This is a genomic window from Halomonas sp. 113 (genome assembly GCF_904067645.1).
Classification (GTDB): Bacteria; Pseudomonadota; Gammaproteobacteria; order Pseudomonadales; family Halomonadaceae; genus Vreelandella; species Vreelandella titanicae.
The window spans coordinates 1,556,760-1,579,037 of record NZ_LR881453.1 but is presented as its reverse complement, the minus strand read 5'-3'; the positions used below and the strand labels follow the sequence as shown (position 1 = coordinate 1,579,037).

Annotated in this window: 22 protein-coding genes and 1 pseudogene; 10 read left to right on the top strand and 13 right to left on the bottom strand. The window is 53.7% G+C overall.

Going from position 1 to position 22,278, the window contains the following annotated elements:
* Positions 1–3: 3 nt before the first annotated feature.
* Positions 4–969, bottom strand: coding sequence for a TAXI family TRAP transporter solute-binding subunit (locus tag YERSI8AC_RS07605; protein ID WP_089690561.1), 966 nt, complete (start codon positions 967–969; stop codon positions 4–6).
* Between the two features lie 158 nt (positions 970–1,127).
* Here YERSI8AC_RS07605 and YERSI8AC_RS07600 point away from each other — a divergent pair, with 158 nt between their 5' ends.
* Positions 1,128–2,012: a LysR family transcriptional regulator gene (locus YERSI8AC_RS07600; protein ID WP_022520385.1), complete on the top strand. Its 885-nt coding sequence runs from the start codon at positions 1,128–1,130 to the stop codon at positions 2,010–2,012.
* A gap of 81 nt (positions 2,013–2,093) precedes the next feature.
* Positions 2,094–3,425 (top strand): M20/M25/M40 family metallo-hydrolase, encoded by a 1,332-nt coding sequence (locus tag YERSI8AC_RS07595; protein ID WP_022520386.1) that lies wholly within the window; start codon positions 2,094–2,096, stop codon positions 3,423–3,425.
* A 998-nt stretch (positions 3,426–4,423) separates the two neighbouring features.
* Here YERSI8AC_RS07595 and YERSI8AC_RS07590 read toward each other — a convergent pair.
* Positions 4,424–5,161, bottom strand: a complete 738-nt coding sequence (locus YERSI8AC_RS07590) for a glutaredoxin (RefSeq protein WP_159176450.1) — start codon at positions 5,159–5,161, stop codon at positions 4,424–4,426.
* A 173-nt stretch (positions 5,162–5,334) separates the two neighbouring features.
* The gene (locus YERSI8AC_RS07585) at positions 5,335–6,021 is read right to left on the bottom strand and encodes a type 1 glutamine amidotransferase domain-containing protein (protein ID WP_009288080.1); all 687 of its coding nucleotides are present in this window, start codon (positions 6,019–6,021) and stop codon (positions 5,335–5,337) included.
* Positions 6,022–6,114: 93 nt separating this feature from the next.
* Here YERSI8AC_RS07585 and YERSI8AC_RS07580 point away from each other — a divergent pair, with 93 nt between their 5' ends.
* Positions 6,115–6,894: a CLCA_X family protein gene (locus YERSI8AC_RS07580; protein ID WP_159176449.1), complete on the top strand. Its 780-nt coding sequence runs from the start codon at positions 6,115–6,117 to the stop codon at positions 6,892–6,894.
* Between the two features lie 60 nt (positions 6,895–6,954).
* Here the strand turns inward: YERSI8AC_RS07580 and YERSI8AC_RS07575 are convergent, their stop codons facing one another.
* From YERSI8AC_RS07575 to YERSI8AC_RS07560, 4 genes are all read right to left on the bottom strand, one after another.
* Positions 6,955–8,868: a TRAP transporter permease gene (locus tag YERSI8AC_RS07575; RefSeq protein WP_159176448.1), complete on the bottom strand. Its 1,914-nt coding sequence runs from the start codon at positions 8,866–8,868 to the stop codon at positions 6,955–6,957.
* A 32-nt stretch (positions 8,869–8,900) separates the two neighbouring features.
* Entirely contained in the window at positions 8,901–10,028 is a 1,128-nt protein-coding gene (locus YERSI8AC_RS07570) for a TAXI family TRAP transporter solute-binding subunit (protein WP_159176447.1), read from the bottom strand.
* 103 nt (positions 10,029–10,131) lie between these two features.
* Positions 10,132–11,328, bottom strand: coding sequence for a CaiB/BaiF CoA transferase family protein (locus YERSI8AC_RS07565; protein ID WP_022520393.1), 1,197 nt, complete (start codon positions 11,326–11,328; stop codon positions 10,132–10,134).
* Positions 11,321–13,078 (bottom strand): acyl-CoA dehydrogenase family protein, encoded by a 1,758-nt coding sequence (locus YERSI8AC_RS07560; protein ID WP_159177915.1) that lies wholly within the window; start codon positions 13,076–13,078, stop codon positions 11,321–11,323. The genes YERSI8AC_RS07565 and YERSI8AC_RS07560 overlap by 8 nt, the downstream gene beginning before the upstream one ends.
* 149 nt (positions 13,079–13,227) lie before the next feature.
* Here YERSI8AC_RS07560 and YERSI8AC_RS07555 point away from each other — a divergent pair, with 149 nt between their 5' ends.
* From YERSI8AC_RS07555 to YERSI8AC_RS07545, 3 genes are all read left to right on the top strand, one after another.
* Positions 13,228–14,127, top strand: a complete 900-nt coding sequence (locus tag YERSI8AC_RS07555; RefSeq protein WP_022520395.1) for a LysR family transcriptional regulator — start codon at positions 13,228–13,230, stop codon at positions 14,125–14,127.
* Between the two features lie 86 nt (positions 14,128–14,213).
* On the top strand, positions 14,214–14,378 hold the full coding sequence (locus tag YERSI8AC_RS07550; protein WP_159176446.1) for a hypothetical protein: 165 nt from the start codon (positions 14,214–14,216) through the stop codon (positions 14,376–14,378).
* A 287-nt stretch (positions 14,379–14,665) separates the two neighbouring features.
* On the top strand, positions 14,666–15,862 hold the full coding sequence (locus tag YERSI8AC_RS07545) for a tyrosine-type recombinase/integrase (RefSeq protein WP_009288078.1): 1,197 nt from the start codon (positions 14,666–14,668) through the stop codon (positions 15,860–15,862).
* Positions 15,863–16,133: 271 nt separating this feature from the next.
* On the opposite strand, the gene YERSI8AC_RS07540 is transcribed toward YERSI8AC_RS07545, so the two are convergent.
* From YERSI8AC_RS07540 to YERSI8AC_RS07520, 5 genes are all read right to left on the bottom strand, one after another.
* Positions 16,134–16,301, bottom strand: a complete 168-nt coding sequence (locus YERSI8AC_RS07540; protein ID WP_370657681.1) for a VIT1/CCC1 transporter family protein — start codon at positions 16,299–16,301, stop codon at positions 16,134–16,136.
* Positions 16,302–16,637: 336 nt separating this feature from the next.
* Positions 16,638–16,964: a hypothetical protein gene (locus YERSI8AC_RS07535; RefSeq protein WP_231500696.1), complete on the bottom strand. Its 327-nt coding sequence runs from the start codon at positions 16,962–16,964 to the stop codon at positions 16,638–16,640.
* A gap of 65 nt (positions 16,965–17,029) precedes the next feature.
* On the bottom strand, positions 17,030–17,461 hold the full coding sequence (locus YERSI8AC_RS07530; protein WP_035538505.1) for a DUF6691 family protein: 432 nt from the start codon (positions 17,459–17,461) through the stop codon (positions 17,030–17,032).
* An 8-nt stretch (positions 17,462–17,469) separates the two neighbouring features.
* The gene (locus tag YERSI8AC_RS07525; RefSeq protein ID WP_022523392.1) at positions 17,470–17,937 is read right to left on the bottom strand and encodes a YeeE/YedE family protein; all 468 of its coding nucleotides are present in this window, start codon (positions 17,935–17,937) and stop codon (positions 17,470–17,472) included.
* 29 nt (positions 17,938–17,966) lie between these two features.
* A complete protein-coding gene (locus YERSI8AC_RS07520; protein ID WP_027959644.1) occupies positions 17,967–18,833 on the bottom strand; it encodes an MBL fold metallo-hydrolase in 867 nt (288 codons plus the stop codon).
* A 542-nt stretch (positions 18,834–19,375) separates the two neighbouring features.
* On the opposite strand from YERSI8AC_RS07520, the gene YERSI8AC_RS07515 reads away from it, so the two are divergent.
* The 4 genes and pseudogenes from YERSI8AC_RS07515 (at position 19,376) to YERSI8AC_RS07500 (ending at position 21,296) form a co-directional block, all read left to right on the top strand.
* Positions 19,376–19,723 (top strand): hypothetical protein, encoded by a 348-nt coding sequence (locus tag YERSI8AC_RS07515; protein WP_235976184.1) that lies wholly within the window; start codon positions 19,376–19,378, stop codon positions 19,721–19,723.
* A 39-nt stretch (positions 19,724–19,762) separates the two neighbouring features.
* Positions 19,763–20,275, top strand: a pseudogene (locus YERSI8AC_RS07510) (DDE-type integrase/transposase/recombinase); the annotation flags it as partial.
* A gap of 156 nt (positions 20,276–20,431) precedes the next feature.
* On the top strand, positions 20,432–20,713 hold the full coding sequence (locus YERSI8AC_RS07505; protein WP_022523388.1) for a PepSY domain-containing protein: 282 nt from the start codon (positions 20,432–20,434) through the stop codon (positions 20,711–20,713).
* A gap of 13 nt (positions 20,714–20,726) precedes the next feature.
* Positions 20,727–21,296 (top strand): cytochrome b/b6 domain-containing protein, encoded by a 570-nt coding sequence (locus YERSI8AC_RS07500; protein WP_009288075.1) that lies wholly within the window; start codon positions 20,727–20,729, stop codon positions 21,294–21,296.
* Positions 21,297–21,403: 107 nt separating this feature from the next.
* Here YERSI8AC_RS07500 and YERSI8AC_RS07495 read toward each other — a convergent pair whose 3' ends face one another.
* Positions 21,404–22,093: a VIT1/CCC1 transporter family protein gene (locus tag YERSI8AC_RS07495; RefSeq protein WP_009288074.1), complete on the bottom strand. Its 690-nt coding sequence runs from the start codon at positions 22,091–22,093 to the stop codon at positions 21,404–21,406.
* Between the last annotated feature and the right edge of the window lie 185 nt (positions 22,094–22,278).

Here is a 22,278-nt window from a genome sequence, read left to right as displayed (position 1 = left end):
GCCTTACTGGACTGGCTGCAAGGCATCGGGGATGTCATACCCCTGCTCTTCGAAATAGCGCGCAGCGCCAGCATGCAGTGGCACGGTGCCAACCTCCAGGGTCATCTTCGCCATATCCGCATCCTGCATGGCAGCGAAGGCGTTAACCTGCGGCTCTGGGTTTTCCATCACCGCTTTGACGATTTGATAGGCGGTTTCTTCATCCATATCCGGATGGGCGTGCACGGCCACACCAAAGGCCCAAGTGGTGTAGGCAGGAATACCCTCTGCGGCCCCTTCCGGCACATCGACAATCGCCACATCGGGCATTTCGCTGCGCAGTGTGTCGGCCTGCTCTTGGTCAAGCGACAGCACGCTAATCGGTGTGAAAGTGGCGATATCCATGGAGGAGCCATCCAGGCGTTCTCCGACACCCGATTTTACCGACCCCATCACTCGGCCATCTTTCATGGCGTCGACCATATCGGTGGTGGAACCACGTACATAATCCGGTTCGATGCCAAGTGCGCGCATTACCGCTTCGGTGGTTTTCTCAGTAGCTGACCCCGTAATGCCTGGATTGAAGCGCACACCGTTTAAATCAGCGAAGGTTTCCACCCCTGCATCCTGGCGCATCACGGCATTCTGCGGTGCCACGGTGTAGACCCAGAGCAGGCGGTTATCGACGGGGCGGCCTTCAAAATCCTCCTCACCGGCGTAGGCGTGATAACCCGTATTGGTGGTCACCAGGCCCATATCGATTTGGTTGCGGCCTAAACGGCGCAGGTTATCCACAGTGGCACCGGTTTCGGCAACCGAAGAACTGATCCCTTCGACTTGATTATTAATAATCTGATTGACTGCCACAAAGTAGCTGTAGTGGCTGGAGGAGCTTGAGGTAGAGCCAATCAACAGGCGCTCATCAGCGTGAGTAGCAGCAGCGGCCAGCACCGTGGCACTGGCCACCATGGCAGTAAGTAGCGTTTTCATTGTGTCTCCGAAGCTCGCAAAGCGAGCTATTGTTATTGTAGAGCGGCTTTTTATGTAAAACGGTGATCGCGACGCTGTTTGCATGCGATACAGCAAGCATGATCTGCCAGTTTAATTTTGTATATTGAATAGTTTTTAATTTATGTTTTACTTTCTAAATGAATCCAAGCATCCAGCAGTTGCGTGTTTTTGTTGCCGTCGCCCACTCGCGCAGCCTTGCAGAGGCCAGCGAGCGCGTGCACCTTTCCCAACCGGCGATTTCGATCGCCCTGCGTAAACTTGAGGAGAACGTCGGTGGTGCACTGTTTGCCCGTACCACGCGGCAGCTCGCGTTAACACCGGAAGGCGAAGCCTTTCTGCCCGTTGCCGTGCGGCTCCTGAATGATTGGAACGAAGCCTTTGAGGATCTCAACGACCAATTTTCCAAACAGCGCGGAAAGATAACCGTGGCCGCCCTGCCTACTCTGGCGGCAGGACTATTCCCGCGGGTCATTAAGCTTTTTCACGAGGCTTACCCACGTATTAACCTCAGCCTGCACGATGTGCTGGCCGATCAAATCAATCAAATGGTGCGCGAAGGTCGCGCCGACCTGGGTCTTTCCGTGCCGCCAAGCGACGCAGACGACTTGACGTTTGACCCCGTCCTCGAAGACAGCTATGTGGTCGTTTGCCCCTGCGGGCATCCATTGCTGGCGCAATCAGCCGTCGCCTGGAGCCAACTCGCGGCTTATCCGTTTATTGGTATCAATCGCCTTTCCAGCTCGCGCCAGGATATTGACCGCATTATGCAGAGCGTAGGAGAACGGCTGGATATCTTGTGCGATGCGCGCCAGATCGCCACGGTAGGCCGCATGGTAGCTGCGGGATTAGGTATTAGCGTGCTGCCCTCGCTCAGTTTTCGGCAAATTGCCGCCGATGGTATTGAGTACCGCCCGCTGGTGGAGCCGACCATTCGCCGTGAGCTGGGCATTATATTGAGCCGCCGTCACCCTCCATCCGCCGCCACCAGCGCCCTGCGCGAGCTAATTCATCACCATGAATAAGCGTCTTTCTCTACACACAGTGCGGGAATCTGGCAGACTAGAGGTGATTAACATCCACCTAAAAATGAGTGAGCGACAACGATGAGCGATAGTGCAAAACCCTGGACACAACCAATGCCCGACGCGCAGTTCAAACTAATGCGCGATATTCTTGCCGCCCCCAGCCCCGTAGGCCTGGAAGCTGCCATGACCTACGGCGTGCTCAAGCCGCATTTTGAGAGCTTCGCGCCTAAAAGCTGGCACCTTCACCAGTTTAAGGGCAACGCGGGCGTTGTGCTGGACACTCACCCCGGCCGCGACGACATGTTCAAGGTCATGCTGATCGGCCATGCGGATAAAATCCGCATGCAGGTGCGCTCGATTGGCGAAGACGGCAAGATCTGGATCAACACCGACTCCTTTCTGCCCACCGTGCTTATCGGCCATGAAGTGAAGTTGTTCAGCGAAGACCCCGACGCCCCCGGTAGCTACCGCTGCATTGAAGGTGGCACGGTCGAGGCACTGGGCGCGATTCACTTCTCCGATCCTGCTCAGCGCGATGGCAGCAAAGGCCTGAAAAAAGAGCAGATCTACCTGGATCTACAGATCCACGGCGAGAATAAAAAGCAACAGGTGCTGAACCTGGGCGTACGGCCCGGCGATTCGATTATTTTCGACCGCCCTATCCGCCCCGGCTTTAGTCCCAATACCTTCTACGGCGCTTACCTGGATAACGGCCTAGGCTGCTTTGTGACCGCCGAAGTGGCGCGTTTGATCGCCGAAGCAGGTGGCACCCAAAATGTGCGCGTGCTGTTTGCGATTGCCAGCTACGAAGAGATTGGCCGTTTCGGCAGCCGCGTGATGGCGGGCGAAATGAAGCCAGATGCCTTAATTGGCGTCGATGTAAACCACGACTATGTGGCTGCGCCCGGTATTGGCGACAAGCGCATGCAGCCACTGGAGATGGGCAAAGGCTTCACCATGGCGGTGGGCTCGATTGCCAGTGAACAGCTCAACCGCATTATCGCCACGGCCGCGAAAGAGCAGGACATTCCGCTGCAGCGCGATATTGTCGGTGTGGATACGGGTACCGATGGCATGGCAGGCGTATTGGCGTCTATCGATAGTGCCGCTACCTCAATTGGCTTCCCTATTCGCAACATGCACACCATCTCAGAAACAGGCCATACCCAGGACGTGCTGGCGGCCATCCATGCCCTCACCCATACCCTGCAAGCCCTGGATGCCATGCCTGACCTACAGCGTGAATTCCTGGATAACCACCCGCGCTTAGACCAAGCGAGCCCGCTCACCCATCAAGGCGGCGACAAGCCTGACAGTGAGAAGGGTGACAGCAAAGACGAGAGCAGCGAAGGCAAAACAGTTAGCCAAGGCAACGACAGTAAGAAAAGTAAGAAAAAAGCGAAGAAATAAAACAAGCGTATAAAAAAGAAGCCCCGGCCACTCCCTGGCTGGGGCTTTATCAAACCTTCCTTGATTCGTCTTCACAAACATCCTGTTTGTGCATCCATGAGCGTAAGCTTCCCTAGCTTTATCTTCCCTGTTGCCACTTCCTTATGCTGTGTACTCACAGTGAACCTTAAAACACTCTATTTATCTAACCTATGTTATTAAACCGGAAAAAATTTATCTTTTTTTATTCAGATTAACTGCACCTATTTAAAGCACGCTTTTTTATATGGCACATATGCCTTGCAGCGCTATACTATTAAAAGTATCGGCAACGATGCTACTCTACACGGACGTTACCACGCCTGAACCATCATCTAACCTAATGGTAGGAGGTCAGCGTGCGAGACATTATTATTAGCAGCAAAGTCAACGGGCTGGATGTCATCTGTCGCCATTGTGGCAACAATGAGTCACCCAAAAACCCGTTTTTGAACCGCTTCCGTTTAGAAGGCACCGGTAAAAACAGTACCACCGTACGCTGCCTGAACTGTCAAACAGCGGTTGAAATACCCTTGAGTGAATTAAGCTCGCTTTATTATCACTATGCTTGTTAAAACAATCGCTTACCAACTTAAGCGGTTATTATAAAAAAGGCTTATCTTTGTGACCGCTGCCTTTTTACTATCAATAGCAATACATTATTAACGAAAGCGTCATAAGAGCTTAATTAAATTTTTATTTATTTCAGGGTAAAAAAAACCCGGCCACTCCTTGGCCGGGTTTTCATCTGTTCTTCCCTGATCTTGCACCACAAACATCCTGTTTGTGCATCCTTGTGCTACACAAGCAATCCTTGCTTGTTCTTCCCTGTCGCGAGTTCCCTTCGCTGTGCACACACAGTGCGCTTTATAACAGCAGGTTTATCTAACCTGTGATATGTAGCGGCAAATAAATTGTTTTTTAACGGATTTTTGGATTTTAAACAGCATTTTAGCCAAGCAAGTTTTTGACGACGATTGTTATAGCAACATTTTCAGCGGCATCCATAGTCCCATCAGCACCATGGCGATATTTTCTGTCAGCGATACAAACCCTAGTGGCACATTGCTGCTTCCGCCAACGCAGGCGCATTTCAGCTCACGCTTATCCACATACACGGCTTTAAAGACCGACACCGCACCTACCGTGCCAATAAACAGTGCCAGCGGTGCTGCCAGCCAAAGCATGGCACCGGCCAGCATTAGTACCCCTGCCAGGGTCTCTGCGTAGGGGTACACATAACTGTAAGGGACATAGCGCTGAGCCAGTAAGTCGTAGTTAAGGAACATCGAGCTAAAGCTCTCTACATCCTGCAGCTTCTGCAAACCCAGCAGCACCATGGCCGTGGCCACCGCATATTCGGGCATTCGTGCCGCCACTAAGGTGCCATTGGCAACCCAGCTAATCGCCAGACCGATGAGCAAAGCGGTCACAAAAATCGCGATCACTGGCCGATATGCGGTCTCTTTTGCACTCGGCACGCTCATGCCTAAATGCTCACGCACCTCTTCATAGCCGCCAATACGTTTATCACCTATATAGGTTTGCGGAGTGGTATCGACATTCTCCTGGGCCTTGAACGCTTCAATTTCATCTCGGGATGTAAGCGGATGGTCATCAACCTGATAGCCTTTGCGTTTTAACAAATCGACTGTTTTCATACCGAATGGGCAGAGATGTTCTGCGGTTTTCATCCGATAGACGCGTGCTGTCTCCATGTTAGTCGCCTCCTTGTTGCGCTGCTGAGAACTGCGCTGTTGAGAACATAGCTAATTAAAAATAAATAACCTATCTCCCTATAAGCATAGTCAGAATCTAATCGGCACCCAAAAATACAAACGGCGAGGAGAGCCTCGCCGTCGTCACCAAACCCGGTATTAATACCGGCGGGTTATTTCGTCAGCCACGCCATTAGCGTTTCAGCCGTGAGCGCTGAGGAAGGAGGGTTTTGCCCTGTGATCAGTTGGCCATCCTCACGTACGTAAGGAGTGAAATCATCCGCTTTGCTATAAATCCCGCCACACTTTTGCAAGGCATCTTCAACGAGATGCGGCACGATATTGGTCAAGCCCACAGCCTCCTCTTCGCCGTTAGTAAAGCCCGTTACTTGGCGGCCTTTTACTAGCGGTTCACCAGCGCTGTCTTTAGCATTTACCAACACTATCGGCGCGTGACAAACCGTGGCAACCGGCTTGCCTTGGGCGATAAAGGTTTCGATCAAGCGAATCGAGTCCGCGTCGTCAACGAGATCCCATAGCGGGCCATGGCCCCCAGGGTAGAATACCGCATCGAAATCATCAGCCTTCATGTCGCTCAAGCGATGGGTAGCGGCAAGCTCCGCGTTAGCTTTTTCATCTTGCTTAAAGCGGCGCGTTTCATCGGTTTGGCTATCGTCTGCGTCACTTTTTGGGTCAAGCGGCGGCTGCCCACCCTTGGGCGATGCCAACGTTACTTCAGCACCCGCGTCTTTAAAGACATAATAAGGGGCTGCCAGCTCTTCGAGCCAAAAACCGGTTTTATTACCAGTATCACCCAACTGATCGTGAGACGTCAGTACCACTAAAATACGCTTGCTCATATCTCTCTCCTGGCGGTGGAAAATGAGGCAATTAAAATGCGTTACGGTTAGTTAGTGGGGGTCTGGATGGCGGAATGCAAGGAGAAACGACAAGTGAGCATCGAAGCGCGGGATTTTTATCGCAGTGGTCCTGACCATCGCCAGGGGCAAGCCAGCAGTTTTGCCCTGATCCGGCGTCAGTTTGATTTTCGCTCCATTGAGATTGGACGCTGGGTAACCAACGCTGAGCGCGACCGTGCCGCCGAGCTGTTTCATGATGCACTGTGCGATCTCATGGTGATTCTACAGGGACCAGAGGCGCTGATTTCACTACGCGGCTCAATCGCGCTGCAATATGGCAGCGGTGGTCGACCTGGTGTTTCTGCCCACTACGACCCCAGCCAACGCAGTTTTGCGCTGGCCAAAAACGCTGGCCCCGGCAGCATTGCCCACGAGTGGTTTCATGCTTTTGATCACTACATCGTCAGCAAGTGTTTTCGCGGCACACCCGTCGGTATGTTCGCCTCTACCGCTTGGCTCGCCGATGCAACGCCCATTGCACACCCTCTGAATCAACTGCTGAGGCATTGCTTCAAGGCCGTACTGCTTCGACCAGCGGGTGATCAGCCTAGCGAGCTGTTTCAACGTTCAGTACAGATGGATAAAAAACTTGGACAGCTCTATTACAGTAAACCCGAAGAGCTCTGCGCACGCGCCTTTGAAGGGTTTGTGCAGGATGCGGCCATCACCAATCACTTCCTGGTCAAAGGCACCAAGGCCTCTCCTGAAGCGGAAAGAGGTCTTTACCCACGGGGTGCACAGCGGGAACAGATCAATGCAGCGTTCAGCGACTACTTTGGCAGGCTGGGGAAAGCGTTGCGGAATGCAGAGTAAGCATGACGGCGCTCGACAGGCTCTGCTGCCGAACGCCGTGGGTGTATAAAGCAGCTTCACCTAGGTAGAGCACTTCGTAATATCTGCGCGTTTCGTGGTGTGCAGCACCGCCATCAGATAGCACAATGCAAGCGCTAGAAAGCCCAGCAGGTCACTGATCCATTCGGGGTAGATCATCAGTGCGGCAGGCAGCAGCAGCGCACAACGCATGCGCACTCCCACCGAACCTATTCGATAAAGGTATCCTTCCATCGCCGCTGCCACCAACCAGATCGCGGTCATGGCTGTAAAAGCGGAGGCCATCACGCTCAACAGGGGGCCCTGCAAAATCAGCGATGGGTTGAGCACAAACAGGAACGGCAGTACGAACAGCACGGCTCCCAACCGCACGGCATACAGGCTCGTTCGGGTGCTGTTGGCGCCGGCAACACCGGCAGCAGTAATGGCGGCTAGCGCCACGGGTGGAGTGATATAGGAGAGCATTCCCCAGTAAAGAATGAACAGGTGGCTGGCAAGAGGATTGAGGCCAGCACCCACTAGCGCTGGCGCAAGCAGAATCGACAGGAAGATGTAGCATGCGCTGACCGTCATTCCCATCCCGAGGATAAAGCTGGTAATCGCCCCCGCCGCCAGCATCAGGGGAATGCTGTCACCTGCATACAACAGCAGTTCGCGAGAGAAAGCCCCTGCAACCCCCGTATAGGAAAGCCCACCGACCACCAAACCGATACCGGCCAAAACGGCGACCAGACTCCCCACCCCGTGTGCCAACTGATAGAAAAAATCCAGCAGTTGGCTGATACGCAGCCGCTGCTGACGGCGCACCAGTGCAATCGCCAGCAATATCAGGGTGGCATAATAAGGCGCCTGACTTTCCAGACGCATGACAAGCAGCATGTAGATCAGCACGCCCAAACTGAGTAGGTACGGCCATCCAGAGAGCAGCGTGTCACGCACCCTGGGAATATCCTTGGCGGGCATGCCCATGAGGCCTTTGCGGGCAGCATAGTTATCTACCTGAAGCAGCAGGGCCAGGTAGAAGAGCACCGCAGGCAGCAACGCCGCCAGCATTACCTCACCGTAACTGACGCCTAGGAAGGAAGCCATGATGAAGGCAACGGCCCCCATAACGGGCGGCATCAAGGTTCCGCCCGTGGAGGCGCACGCCTCTACGGCAGCGGCATATTCGCGTGAATAGCCACTGCGCTTCATGGCAGGAATGGTAATCGTCCCTGTGGTCAGAATATTGGATACCGCACTACCGGATAAGCTGCCCATGAAGGCACTGGAAACGACGGCCACCTTGGCGGGCCCGCCGCGGCTTCGGCCCATCAATGCAGTGGCGAAATTCATGAAGAACTCACCGCCACCGGTGATGGTCAGCGCTATCCCGAACACGACAAAGCCGATAATCAAGTTGGCGACGACCTGCATCGGCACGCCCACAATGCTTTCCGCCCCCATGACATGGGCTCGGATGGTTTCCCCCCATCCAAAACCATTACTCCACAGGAAACCAGGCATGTGGCCTGCATAGAGCGGATAGAGCCCAAATAGCAGTGCCACGGCAAAAATCGCCCAGCCACCACAGCGGCGAACGCCCTCCAGCACCAGTAGCAGCATCATTGTTGCCACCAGCGTTGCTTCGAGCGGGGCGAAATACTCCCACCCTTGCTGGGTCATGCGCAGGCCATTAAGGCCAAGGTAGATGGCGCCACCAAGAGCAGCCCCCGCCAGCACCCAGTCATACCAGGGCAGGCGTTCGTTATCAGCCTTACGAGCCGGAAAGATCAGTAGTGCCACCGATAGGAACAGCCCTATCAGATAGTAGATAAAGGCATTACCGATCGGATAGAACCCCAACAGCTTGAGGGCAAAGGTTTGGTTGATCGTCATCAACAGACCGACGGCTCCCAGCCCCATCACTATCCACCTTGCCGAACCTTCCAATCGCTCTTGACTTGAATTGCTCATGATGTCGCTCCCAGTGACATATCCACCCGTGGTCAAAGCGCGCCAATCACTTCTTGCCGGCGAGCCTCCCAACGTTCGGCAAGCGCATCCCCTTCGAGGTCTGGCTCCGCGTTCAGCAGGCTATCCCAAGCTTGTTTCAGTGCTTCCAGGCGGGCGAGGCGGTTATCGTTCCATGTCTGCATCTCCTCGCTCCATAGCCCTTTCTCTTCCATATAGCGGATAGCCCCAGGGTGGAAAGGTATATCGATAGGTGGCACGCCGGAGTCCTCGATTGCCCAGCGGTGAATGGCAGCGGTCGCGTCACGATAAAGGTCATAACTCTCATCCAGGCTCTTGATGAACTGGTAGACCTCTTCTTCGTCACGATCAGCCATGGCTACGATGATCGGGTAACGGTAAGCAAGCATGTTGGCGGGAGATTCTTCGTTTAGCCCAGCGCCAATGGTTTCACGGAATGACTGGAAGACAGGGGCCACCTGGTTCATGCGCGCCCAGCCCTCTTCGTCATCGGCAGGAATATCTACCCAGCGAATACCACGAGAAGACTCTTCCAGCTCATAAAGCTGGCTGGCGGTGGTGGTCGTGCAGGTGGCATCGGCCCGATCCTCGGCCAGCGAACTCATGGCGGCGCCGTGAGTCGGGAACATCACCGCCTCCACATCGTCGCGCCCCAGCCCTGCAAAGGCCAAGATCGCATCACATTTCACATTGACCGAAGGGTTGCCTGCCACGTAGGCAACCCGTTGCCCCCGCAAGTCATCGAGCGTGTGGATATTGGCGTCGGCGGCCGATGGCACACCGAAAGTAGACGGTCTTCCTGCAACGGCTCTGAGGTCTTGTGGCCCCCAGCGACGCTCACTGAAGTCGTAACTTCCTTCCGTTGCAAAGAAGGACTCCGTGGCCAGAAAGGCATAGTCAGCTCGGCCGCTCACCAGGGGCTGCAATCGCCCAATAGCCGATCCCGCAGGCTGGATACGTATGCGGGTGTTGTAGCCCTTGCCAAAGGCATCGGCGATGGCGGAGGCCTCCGAGTGTCCTTGCGAGCCCACATCATAGGCGGTCCATGTCATGGTGCTGGGAAGCTCTGCGGCCGAGGCCGTATTGGCTAGAACGGCAAAAACGGTGGAGATAAGGCCAGTGGTCAGGTGCGTGCGTTTCATGGTTTTGCTCTCATGTTGTGTTGTTATTGGCGTAACGTTAATTGTGCTTATTTTTCAGCCCTTAGGATTGGGCAATGGAGTACATCGTGTTGTGCAAAAGGCTTCATGCCACCGGCACATCCGGCAGCACGCCTTTCGCTCTAAGGTGTTCTATTTGTTGCACGGTCAATCCTGCTTCATGAAGGATTGCGTCGGTATGTTCGGCAAAGCGTGGCGGTGGCGTTTCATAGCGTGAGGGCGTACGGGCTAGCTTGATCGGCGAGCCTGTGCCCTTGTAATGGCCGATATTGACGATCATATCGCGGTGCTGGGTATGCGGATGCGCCAGCGCTTGCGTGGTATCGAGTACGGGCCCGCAGGGAACGCCGATGCGCATCAACCGGTCGGCGAGCTTATCCCCTTCCCACCTGGCCATGGCACTCTCCAGCACATTACGCAGTGCATCGCGGTTACCCAGGCGGGCACCATTGGTTGCAAAGCGTTCATCCTGGCTAACGTCGTGGCATTCGAGCAACTCGCATAAGCGCGCGAACTGCACATTATTGCCAACCGCCAGAAAAATCGGCTGTGTCGCCGTCCGGTAGACCTCATAAGGGGCAATATTGGGATGTTCATTTCCCGTGCGGCGCGGCGGCGGCCCACCGTAGAATACGTTGGGAAAGTGGGGATGCATCAAGGAGAGCCCGGAGTCGAACAGTGCTGTTTCGACAAACTGCCCAAGCCCGCTGCGCGTACGCTCATGGAGAGCCAAGGTGATACCGATGACGGCATTCAGGCCGGTCACGATATCGACAATGGGTAGCCCCACTCGCAGTGGCTCCCCCTGTTTCTCACCGTTGACACTCATCAGTCCCGCCATTGCCTGGATGATGGCGTCATAGCCAGGCAAACCGCCCATCGGACCATCAGCACCAAACCCACTGATTCGGCATTGGATCAGACGAGGAAAGCGCGCGCTGAGAATGTCATAGCTCAGTCCCCACTTTTCCAGGGTTCCCGGCTTGAAGTTTTCCACCAGCACATCGGCGCCCTCCAGCAGTTGTAGTAGCAGAGCCTTGCCGTCAGGATGGCGAAGATCCAGCGCCATCCCGCGCTTGCTGCGGTTCAAGCCGTGGAAATAGGAAGCTGCATCACCTTCGAAAGGAGGCCCCCAGCCGCGGGTTTCATCCCCCCCGGGAGGCTCGATCTTGATCACATCCGCACCGTAGTCACCCAGCACCTGGGTACAGTACGGGCCTCCCAGCACACGGCTAAGATCAATCACCCTGATTCCGCTCAGTGCGCCATTGGGTTTAACCATGACCCACCTCCAGCCCGTGGGAACGCGCCAGTGCTTGAGTATTTACCACCGCAGAGACCTGTTCGTCGGTCATCGGCGTTTCGCTGAGCAGCATCGCCAGCGCTTCCGGCGACGCTCGACTGACCGATAGCGGATCGGGAGGGAGTAGCTTGTGGCGTACCACCAGCCAGGCGAGTGCCAATCGCCGCCTGTCTCCCGTGATCCGGGACGCCTCCCAGGCCATAAGAATGGCGGAGGTAATGTGGTAGAGACTGCTGGCGATCCGCCGCGCGTCGTGCTCGCAGGCAGGATCCTCTGCCAGTGCATTCGCGCTCTCTACTGCCTTGTCGAGGAGCACCTGCAACAGGTGGCGCTCGTGATTCTCAATGGCGGACGCCTGCAACTGTTGGTGCAAGTAGTCAGCCAGTACCGGCAAGGTCTGTTCACGCCGAATCGCCCGAAAAACATCCAGGGCAACGATATTGCTGGTGCCTTCCCATATTGAGCCAAGGTGGGCATCACGCAGCACGCGGGCATCCGACCACTCCTCGATGTAGCCACATCCACCACGTACTTCCATGCCATCCCCAGCCACCTTGCGTGCATCCCGCGTGGTGCGGAACTTGATCATGGGTGTCAGGATGCGCAAGAGCTTGGCTGACTGGGTATCCCCCGCATCGGCACGCCGCAGGCACTCTGCCGCGTGGAAGACCATCGTGCGCCCCTGCTCGGCAGTGAGCATCATCTTGCTGAGCTGACGCTGCATAAGCGGCAGCTCGATGAGCTGGCTACCGAACGCCTGCCGATGGCGGGCAATGAAAAGCGCCTCGTTGAGTGAGCGACGCATTAGCCCCGCCGACCGCACCCCGTTCGAGAGACGAGACATGTTGATCATGTCCGTCATCTGCTTGAAGCCCTGCCCCGGCTCTCCCACCACATAAGCTTCGGCGCCTTCGAGCAGGATCTCACCGCTCGCCATGGAGCGAGTACCCAGCTTGTCTTTCAGGCGTACGATGCGGTAATGGTTAAGATCACCATTTTCCAGATACCGGGGCAGCAGGAACAACGTGAGACCGCGAGTGCCCCGCTCCCCCTGCTCGGGGCGCGCCAATACCATCGCCAGCGCGGCATCAGGGTTAGAGCAAAACCATTTGTCGCCATAAAGGCGCCACTTGCCCTCTTCCTGCCTCGCTTCCGTGGTAATCGCTCCAACATCAGAGCCTGCATCCTGCTCGGTCATGAACATGGCTCCCTGATAGGCCAGATCCATATCCTGTGAGGTCAACGCTTCCAGGTAGCGGTTCACCAACGCTTCGTCGCCAAACTTGCGCAACGTGCGAGTCAGTGCATCGGTCATGCTAAGCGGGCAGCAAAGGCCAAACTCTGCCTGCACGAACAGGTACGTCAGCGCGTACTTCACTACCGGCGGCATGGGTTCCGACCAGTCAAGCACTCCACCGCGGTGCGACATGGCCGCCAGCCCGAACTGCCCATAGGCATACGCTTCCAGGCGTTGATAGGCTGGATGTTTGAGGATCTGCTGACGCTCGGTGCCATTTCGGCTGCGCAGGGCAAGTTCAGGCGGATGCTTGTCAGCCTCGATGGCCAGCGCTTCCAGCTCACCGCCAGCAAGGGCTCCCATCTCGTTGAAGTGGTGTTCCAAGTGCTGACGTAGCGCCGTCGGCAAATAGATATCCAAAAGCTGGGAAAGGGTGGGATCGTTATGGTAACTGTTCTGCCCCCAGGAATCGGGGATATTGCGGTGTATCATTTCATTCACAACGGCGTACCTCTTGGACTTATTATATGTTTTATCGTCACATTAGGCGGGTACGGAGACCGTCTCCAATACTGTTTTAGGATCCATTGATTCAGTTTTATGTATGATTGAAGAACAAGAAACGATAAGGAACGAAGCCAATGGCGCTGACATTTCGACAGCTGCGTTACTTTCTGGTGCTCTCGGAGGAACTACATTTCGGCAAAGCAGCGCAGCGCCTGCATATTTCTCAACCACCACTAAGTGCCAGCCTGCGTCAACTGGAAGAGGAGCTAAAGGTCAAGCTGCTGCTGCGCAATAGCAAACGCGTTACCCTCACGCCCGCCGGAGAAGCCTTCCAGCGCCAGGCACGCCGGATTCTCGAGCAGCTAGAAGACTCGCAAACGCTGGTGCAGCGCATTGCCTCAAGCGCCACCGGCCTGGTGCGTGTTGGGTTTACGCCCGCCATGCTCTTTCGCGGCCTTCCGGAACTGCTCAAACGCCTGCAATCCCGCTATCCCGGCATCGAAATACAATTGATCGAACGCAACTCGGCAGATCAAGTAGAAGCAGTGATGCAGGAGCAGCTCGATATCGGCTTCATCCATTCGATGCCGTTACCCGAGGGAATCGAGTCGGTCATCCTGTCGGACGAACCCTTCCTGTGCTGCTTGCCAGCGCATCACCATCTGGCAGGCCGACGCGAGTTGGCAGTCAAGGAATTAGCCAATGAGCCTATCATCCTGTTTGGTCGCGACCTTGCCCCTCACTATTACGACAGGATCATCGGCCTGTTTCACCACGCAGATGTTAAACCCCATATCTGCCACGAAGTCTCCCACTGGTTGACCATTCTTGCTCTAGTAGCTAATGCGATGGGGGTTGCTTTAGTTCCCAAATCACTTGCCAAAGCCGGTTTTTCCAATGTGAGCTTTCTCCCTCTGACCGATTCAACGACACGACATCAGTCGCACTGCATATGGCGCAGCGATTCGGAGGAACATGAAGAAATCCGTCAGTTGCTGCTTAACTGCCTAAAAGAACAACAGCAAGTCAGGTAAGCACGGCGCCAAGCCCAGCAGCCCCCTACCTGCCCTACTCCCGCTGACGCATGCTGGTTCCCTCATTCCGTCGTGAGGAAACCGCAGTGCAGTCGTTGTCGCCTACGTGCGAAATAACGCTTTCGCGACTACGCTATAGCAACGCTCACTACTCAAAGGAAGAGAATATGTCTACTACCACTATCGTCGTTATCGTTGTGGTTATCGTTGCCGTGCTGGGTATTGGCTTCGGCGGAGTGCTGACTTTTTAAACAGCTTTCTTTATTTTTCCCAAGACAACCCCTGAGAGCCAAAAACAAAAAAGGCCGTCGAGCTAAGAGCTTGACGGCCTTTAAAATTCTGTGGCGGAGGGGGAGTCCGCATACTACATGTACAACAGCATCCACAATGATACAACAAGCCACTGATTTATAATAAAATAATAGTCGATACAGTCCAACCACACCCACTCACATACAACGTAAAACATATTAGAAGTATGGGCTGGTGTATGGGCTAAAATGTGGTACGCTAAAAACATACTTCGGGGATAGCGGCTATGGGCAAACTCACGACAAAAGGCGTTCAAAAGCTGGTCAGGGAGTCAAACCCTGGCATGACCAATGATGGGGATGGGTTGTACCTCAAAATTGGCAAAGGTGGCGGCGCAAGCTGGATTTACCGTTTTCGATGGAATGGCAGGTTACGTGACATGGGTCTTGGTAGTTATGCTGACAAAACACTATCAGACGCACGCGAATCAGCCGCAGAAAATCGAAAGCTCGTCAAACAAGGCATCGACCCACTGGCTGTTCGTGAGCAGAAAAATGAAAAAAAGTCCGTGACTGTAACGGTTACCCACTGCGCAGCACGCTATATTCAATCCCACCGTCGCAGCTGGCGAAATGCCAAGCATGCACGTCAGTGGGTAAGCACTCTTAAAACATACGTGCGCCCGGTAATAGGTAACCTACCCGTAGAAGAGGTCACCACTCAGGATATATTGAAGATCCTCACGCCTATCTGGACAGTCAAGAATGAAACAGCTAAGCGTGTTCAAGGTCGAATTGAAAACATATTAGACTTCGCAGCAGCCCATGAGTATCGCGACCAGGTCAACCCTGCCCGCTGGCGTGGCCATCTCGATAAACTCTTAGCTAAGCCGTCAAGGGTTCAAAAGGTGAATCACCATCCTGCTATGCCTTATGATCAGGTAGCGACATTTATGGGCTCAGTTCAGCTCTACAAAAGCATGTCATCAAAAGCACTACTATTTTTGATACTGACAGCCACACGTACCTCAGAGGTGCTCAACGCTGAGTGGAAAGAGATCGACATTGGAAAAGCTACGTGGCAAATACCAGCAGAGCGCATGAAAGCTAATCGAGAACACAGAGTGCCACTATCTAAGCAGGCAATTGATCTTTTACTGAGCCTCTCTCGCGTGAAAGGCAATAGCTTTATTTTCCCGGGAATGAAAGCGGGTCGACCATTATCCAATATGTCGCTTCTGCAATTTATGCGTGGGCTAGGTTACGGGCCTAGTGGTGAAAAAGGCAATTATGTGCCCCACGGATTCCGCTCAAGCTTTAGGGATTGGACAGGCGAGGTAACGAGCTATCCAAGGGATGTAGCTGAAATGGCACTGGCTCATGCAATTGAGAATAAAGTTGAGGCCGCCTATCGTCGAGGAGACCTTTTTGAAAAGCGCCGAGCTATGATGCAGCACTGGGCCGATTACACTTTTTTGGTATAACAGCTAGGCCTTATCATTGATCCGCCAATTATCCCGTGTAATAAGCATTTGGTGACTGAAAGGTAGTCGAATACCTCATTGCACGTCCGCAAGCGAGACGCCTATCGTTAAACTACTTTTGAACACTACGCGTTCGTAGTGTTGCAACGACACGATAAATACCGTTTATCAACCGGTAACCGACATCTGAATTGATGACACCTTATGGTTGCTGGTGAATGGGCGTAGTGCTTTCTCCCATTATTGATATCAATCCCAACAATTCACGTAGTTAAGCCACCACACCAAATACCCGCCCTATGCCGGATGTGATGGCCATAGCAAGTGCACCCCAAAACATGACTCGCAAAGCAGCCTTGAGCGTTGGCGTCCCACCTGCCCGCGCGGCAACGGCCCCCAATAAGGCTAGAAAATATAATGAACATAGCGATCCCAACACCGCAAGCTGCGTTAGCGGCCACAATGGCTAGCCCCAGTCCACTGCGCTGCTGTTTACTGGCGCGCCAGAATCGATGCGTTAATTTGCGCTATCAACACCTGAGCCTTGGTCGCTAACGCTAAAAGTGAGACGACGCTCCCCTGACTCCCACTGCGCATCAACGTTAACGTGGGCATCGCAAGAGCAACATCAGGCCAGTGGGATGGCTCTATAAAGCGGACTTGTTTGTCGTACAAGCTATTTGCCGGGGCATGTTCGGCCACATCTGCGACGCGACTAGCTTGGCCATAATCAAAACGCACACGCACCTCTAGACGAGCCAGAGTGAGTAACTGGTCAAGGGTTTAGCTCAACCGCACAACGCACTCTTGAGCATAGTTGAGCGATGTTATTGCAGCCTGACTTTCGACCCTGCGAGCCATTTGCAGGTGGGTTTTGATTACAGTCAGCGGAGGCATGGTTTGTAAAGCGCTGCTCGCGGATAATGGCTTGCTGTACACACTCAAGAAGCGTATTTGAGGTTTCAATTAGCGGACGAGTCTCTTTAGGGAGGCCATACGTAGCGACCGGGGCGAGTGCATCGGGTAATCCGCGATCAAGAATGACCAAATCACTGGTCACCGCTCGCACCGCCTGACGGGCGTTAACCCAGTGTTTAGACAAATAAAAACACCCTTGCGGTGAAGGCAAGGGCGTGGGCATGGCAATCGCCGAATAAGGACGAATGGCTAGGCGAGACGCTTAGCGGCAAACCACCCCAACACCATGGTCACCAGCATGGCCAATAGCGGTAAGGAAAGACCGCCGATGGAGGCAATCGCTGGCCCTGGGCAGTAGCCGGAAAGTCCCCAGCCAATGCCAAACAGGGCCGCGCCCCCTAACAACTTCGCATCTAACTCTCGTTTGGTCGGTAACTGAAAGACGCCACCCAGCAGTGGAGCAGTACGCTTGAATACCAGCCGATAGCCGATAAAGGTGGTAACGACGGCCCCGCCCAATACGAACATCAGCGTTGGATCCCAGGCACCCGCTACGTCTAGAAATCCCACTACTCGCGCGGGGTCCGTCATGCCTGAAACAGCCAAACCAATACCGAAAAGTAGCCCCGCCGCATAGCCTGCCGCCGTTTTTATCCAACTGCTCTTGTTTGACTGACTCATTGAACTATTCATTGAACGCCACCTAAACCTAGCAAGTGGCGCGAGATATAAACGGTCACTAGCCCCGTCACTAAAAACATACCGGTGGCCGCCATGGAGCGTGGCGCCAAGCGCGCCAGTCCGCATACGCCATGGCCGCTGGTACAGCCACTGCCCAGCCCCGTGCCTACGCCCACTAACAGCCCAGCCACTAGCATTAACCCTACACCTCCTACTGATGCGCCGATCACCTCGCCAGGGCTACCGGCAACGTTGCCCAAACCACCACCAAAAGCCATAAGCAAAAGCGGGCCGCTAATCAGCCCTAACAGAAAAGCCACTCGCCAAGCGCTATCGCCCTTGGGGCGTTGTGTTATCAAATTGCCCACGATGCCACTGATACCCGCAATACGCCCTAGCGTTGCCATCAGCCAGGTAGCGGAAAGCCCGATCAACACACCCCCAACCAGCCCTTGTAAGCCTGCTGTCCAATCCACTGGTGACTCCTTAGATCGCACTCAAACCGTTAGAAAAAATTAATCGGCACTTTGAGATAGACGGTGCCGTTCTCTTCCGCCGGAGGCAGCTCCCCTGCACGCATATTGACTTGCACAGAGGGAATAATGAGCTTCGGCATGCCTAAGGTGGCGTCGCGCTCAGTGCGCATCTTCACGAACTCGTCTTCGCTGATACCTTCATGAACATGGACATTCTCACTGCGCTGTTCCGCAACGCTGCTTTCATGCTCAAAGTTATCACGGCCGGGGGCTTTATAGTCGTGGCATAAGAACAGCCGCGTCTGCTCGGGAAGCGCCAACACTTTTTGAATAGAGTGATAAAGGGTGCGCGCATCGCCGCCGGGAAAGTCACACCGCGCGGTGCCATAATCCGGCATAAAAAGCGTATCGCCTACAAAGGCGGCATCGCCCACTACGTAGGTTAAACAGGCGGGCGTATGCCCAGGAGTGTGCAGAACATTGCCCTGTAATTGGCCAATGGTAAACGTATCCCCTTCTTCGAACAGCGCATCAAATTGGCTGCCATCCCGGGCAAACTCGCTGCCCGCATTGAACGCCTTACCGAATATCTCCTGCACCTTCACTATGTTGGCGCCAATGCCGGTTTTACCGCCTAACTGATCATGCAGGTATGGCGCAGCCGAGAGGTGGTCGGCATGCACATGGGTCTCCAAAATCCAGACCACCTCGAGATCGTGTTCGCGAATAAAGGCGATGATGTTGTCAGCGGATCGCACGTCCGTCTGCCCAGCGGCATAATCAAAGTCGAGCACTGAATCGATGACCGCACAGGCACGGCTGTCTGAGTCTTGAACCACATAGCTAAAGGTATTGGTGGGCTCATCAAAAAAGTGCGTAACGATTGGGCATTGCATCGCGATCACCAAGATAGGTAATTTAATTTTTTGATTATGAAAATAGTATATATCAAAATAACTCATAAGCTTAGATTTATTTCGAATATGATTCCAGAATAATTTTTTTAAAAAAATTCTATCGTTAAATTACAAAGCTGGTTAGCTAGCCAATGGGTATACCCGCTCTGTCGCGACTTGGATCTGGGTAGGCTAAGTGGGGATTAACATATCTTATTGCTCAACACGGATTCCATTGTGTCAATTGCGATATTTGCAAGTCCTTCAAGATAAAACACGAAAGACGAATAGCTTTATGAAGGTTTTGTCGAACATCGAATTTTCCCTTCTTGGTGCAGCACTGGTCGCGATTAGCTACGGGTTTGGATGCTTCACTTTTGGCCTATTTGTCCTGTCAATTATTACCGAGCTGGCTAACGTCCTACTTGATCGGCATTATCAGGGTGCTTAGGCGTTGCAGGTCTCGCGCTGCTCAGTCAGTCGTATGCGCACTATCAATGGGTATTGGTGGGTTTATCTGCGGTATCTGCGCCGGTTTGATGATGCCAAAACTTACCGATGCGATGACGGCATTGGTGAGTCGCACGATGCACGGTCGTGTAATATCCATCATGAATGCTGGTACCAGCATCGGTATTAGCATTGCCGTGCCCTCCGCCGTGTTCCTATACGATGCATGGCGTCTCACTTGTATGGTATTTGCTGTGCTAACGGCTGCTGGCGTGAAGGCTGCATGGTACTTCATTCCCTTGGATTCTCGTTTAACACCTGGCAATGCTTCCCCCACCGCCACCAATCACTCGGTTACAGTGGTCGCGTTTTATTCGGCTTTCGTTGTTCGGCTTCGCGATGGGCTTTGTGTTAGTGCCGTACTGGCTTTTACGTCTTAGGCAAGCGGTCGGTTCACCCGTTATCGGTATTTTTAAGGGCCCAACCTCGTTTGGGATAGCGATGTCACGTATATCTAAACTGGAGATCGCTGGGCCTATCTAACGGTTGTCATTGACATATTAGCTAGAAAACCGGTTGGCTGGGCGAAGTCGTTATCGCCGGATAGCGAACTCACCAGTTGTGTATTAAAAATGGTCTATAAAAGCCGAGGGCGACCCAAAGCCGTTATGTTCCACAGCTGACCAGGGCAGCTATTTTACGAGCTGTAGTTTCCGTCAGACGCTCTGAAAATGCCTGATAAAACAAAGCCTGAGTCGGCGTGGGAATTACTGTGATAATGCGCCAATGGAGCGGTTCTTTTGGAGCTTATAGGTTTAATGGGTGCCGACGTATGGCTATCGCTCATTCTTGGAGAGCCAGCATCATATCGTGAACTATTTAATCAGGTATTAAAGCCAGCTTAGGCCTCATCAGCATAATGTGGGTGTTAGCCTGAATCAGGCAGAGGAAAAAAATGGGTTAACTATAAACCGGTGGCCAGTTTTACTTGACCACTACAGGCGCCAGAAAAACGTGCTCAATAATCAGTTTTTTTGCTGCTTACCTTTTTTTAAGCCTGCCATAAGTTACCTCATTTAGGATGATCCTTGTGCCAATCGACAAATATGTCTTGCACAGCCACCCATCATCGAAAAGAGGTATTACTTATGCGAACTCACATCACTAAGATTATAACATCGGCGTTGTTACTGACGGCTAGCACGGCTGCGCTGGCCGAGACTCATTGTACTGATGCCCCCAGTGACGAATGGATCAGCCAAGCTGATATGGAAGAACGTATCAGCGAGATGGGTTACAAAATCAAAGAATTTAAGGTCACCGAGGGAAACTGCTACGAGATATACGGCTGGGACGAGCAGGAGCGCCGGGTAGAGATCTATTTCAACCCAGTAGATGCCAGCATCGTGAAGCAGGAAGTCGAAGACTGATCAGGAGGTTACCATGGCCGATAATACCCGTATCCGTGTTTGGGACCCGTTGGTCAGGTTGGTACATTGGGCTTTGGTTGCTGGCGTAGCCGTCAACTTATGGCTAACCGAAGAAGGGGGCGATATACACCAATGGGTCGGTTATGCCTTGGTGGCATTAATCGTCGTACGCATCCTTTGGGGATTTATCGGTCCCTGGAGTGCACGCTGGCGGAGCTTTTGGCCTACCGTGAGCCGACTTCAATGTGTGCTGCGCGGTCGCGACAGCAAGATAGAGCAAACCGGCATTACCCATACACCGCTGGGCGCTATCATGATGCTGGTGCTGCTTGGGCTAATCCTCGGTCTGGGACTTACTGGCTACATGATGGAAGAAACGGATCGTTTCTGGGGGGTTGGCTGGGTTGAAGAAACCCACGAACTCATGGCCAACGCGATTCTTTTTCTAGTACCACTGCATGTATTGGGTGCTGTGGTAGAAAGCCTCAAGCAAGGCGATAATTTGATCGCTAGCATGTTGCATGGCTATCGCCGCCGCCCTACCTCTACCCCCAACACTAAGGCTCATGATGTTCAGTCTTAATTAAGATGTTGTTAAGACAATGCAATGATAATGGCCACTCCTTAATTTTGCACGAGTGGCCTTTTCAGACCTGTTTGACACAGAGCAATGGCTGCACTATCCCTTATTTATGCCACGACACCGAACAAGCGGCCTATGCCGAAGGTCAAGGTCATCGCCAATGCGCCCCAGAACATTACGCGCACCGAGGCTTTGAGTATCGGCGCGCCACCCACACGGGCAGCCGCCGCCCCTAGAAAGGCTAAAAACAGTATCGAGAAGAGCGCCACCAGAAGAATAAGCAATGGCGGCGGCGCCCACCAGGCGATTAGCAACGGCCACATGGCGCCAGCCGTGAAGGTCACAGCCGATGAAAAGGCCGCCTGGAGTGGGCGCGCTTGGCTTGTCTCGGTGATGCCAATCTCATCTCTGGCGTGAGCGCCTAGCGCATCGCTTGCCATCAGCTGTTCAGCGACTTGCGTGGCTAGCGCCGGTGTTAACCCACGCGCTTCATAAATCGCTGCCAGCTCTTCCAGTTCAGCATCAAAATGTTCTATCAACGCTTGGCGCTCAAGCGCAAGATCCGCATGTTCGGTGTCAGACTGTGAGCTAACGGAGACGTATTCACCGGCGGCCATCGACATAGCCCCGGCCACTAGCCCCGCAATACCGGCCAACATAATGTCGCTTTGCGCGGTGCTCGCTGCTGCCACGCCGAGTATCAGGCTGCTAGTCGAGACAAGGCCATCATTCGCGCCCATGACGGCTGCGCGCAGCCAACCTGAACGGTTAGATCGATGGTGCTCTGTATGTTGCATGGCCTCACCTCGTGATTGATTTCCCCTTTCTTTTCAGAGGGAGAGTGGCAGATAGCTGTGTGGCAACAGCCTTCAGGGCATATTTTTAGCCAGCGCTTGTAGCAACAGTGCGATTCTCTGGTGCATATAACGGTTGAAATGCATTTAGATTCAATCACTTGTTCCAAAGAAAAGCACTGTAAGCT

Bases quoted from the DNA above. Each gene is read 5' to 3' on its own strand.
- YERSI8AC_RS07605 (WP_089690561.1), bottom strand. From the start codon at position 969: ATGAAAACGCTACTTACTGCCATGGTGGCCAGTGCCACGGTGCTGGCC.
- YERSI8AC_RS07600 (WP_022520385.1), top strand. From the start codon at position 1,128: ATGAATCCAAGCATCCAGCAGTTGCGTGTTTTTGTTGCCGTCGCCCAC.
- YERSI8AC_RS07595 (WP_022520386.1), top strand. From the start codon at position 2,094: ATGAGCGATAGTGCAAAACCCTGGACACAACCAATGCCCGACGCGCAG.
- YERSI8AC_RS07590 (WP_159176450.1), bottom strand. From the start codon at position 5,161: ATGGAGACAGCACGCGTCTATCGGATGAAAACCGCAGAACATCTCTGC.
- YERSI8AC_RS07585 (WP_009288080.1), bottom strand. From the start codon at position 6,021: ATGAGCAAGCGTATTTTAGTGGTACTGACGTCTCACGATCAGTTGGGT.
- YERSI8AC_RS07575 (WP_159176448.1), bottom strand. From the start codon at position 8,868: ATGAGCAATTCAAGTCAAGAGCGATTGGAAGGTTCGGCAAGGTGGATA.
- YERSI8AC_RS07570 (WP_159176447.1), bottom strand. From the start codon at position 10,028: ATGAAACGCACGCACCTGACCACTGGCCTTATCTCCACCGTTTTTGCC.
- YERSI8AC_RS07565 (WP_022520393.1), bottom strand. From the start codon at position 11,328: ATGGTTAAACCCAATGGCGCACTGAGCGGAATCAGGGTGATTGATCTT.
- YERSI8AC_RS07560 (WP_159177915.1), bottom strand. From the start codon at position 13,078: ATGATACACCGCAATATCCCCGATTCCTGGGGGCAGAACAGTTACCAT.
- YERSI8AC_RS07555 (WP_022520395.1), top strand. From the start codon at position 13,228: ATGGCGCTGACATTTCGACAGCTGCGTTACTTTCTGGTGCTCTCGGAG.
- YERSI8AC_RS07545 (WP_009288078.1), top strand. From the start codon at position 14,666: ATGGGCAAACTCACGACAAAAGGCGTTCAAAAGCTGGTCAGGGAGTCA.
- YERSI8AC_RS07530 (WP_035538505.1), bottom strand. From the start codon at position 17,461: ATGAGTCAGTCAAACAAGAGCAGTTGGATAAAAACGGCGGCAGGCTAT.
- YERSI8AC_RS07520 (WP_027959644.1), bottom strand. From the start codon at position 18,833: ATGCAATGCCCAATCGTTACGCACTTTTTTGATGAGCCCACCAATACC.
- YERSI8AC_RS07515 (WP_235976184.1), top strand. From the start codon at position 19,376: ATGCCAAAACTTACCGATGCGATGACGGCATTGGTGAGTCGCACGATG.
- YERSI8AC_RS07505 (WP_022523388.1), top strand. From the start codon at position 20,432: ATGCGAACTCACATCACTAAGATTATAACATCGGCGTTGTTACTGACG.
- YERSI8AC_RS07500 (WP_009288075.1), top strand. From the start codon at position 20,727: ATGGCCGATAATACCCGTATCCGTGTTTGGGACCCGTTGGTCAGGTTG.
- YERSI8AC_RS07495 (WP_009288074.1), bottom strand. From the start codon at position 22,093: ATGCAACATACAGAGCACCATCGATCTAACCGTTCAGGTTGGCTGCGC.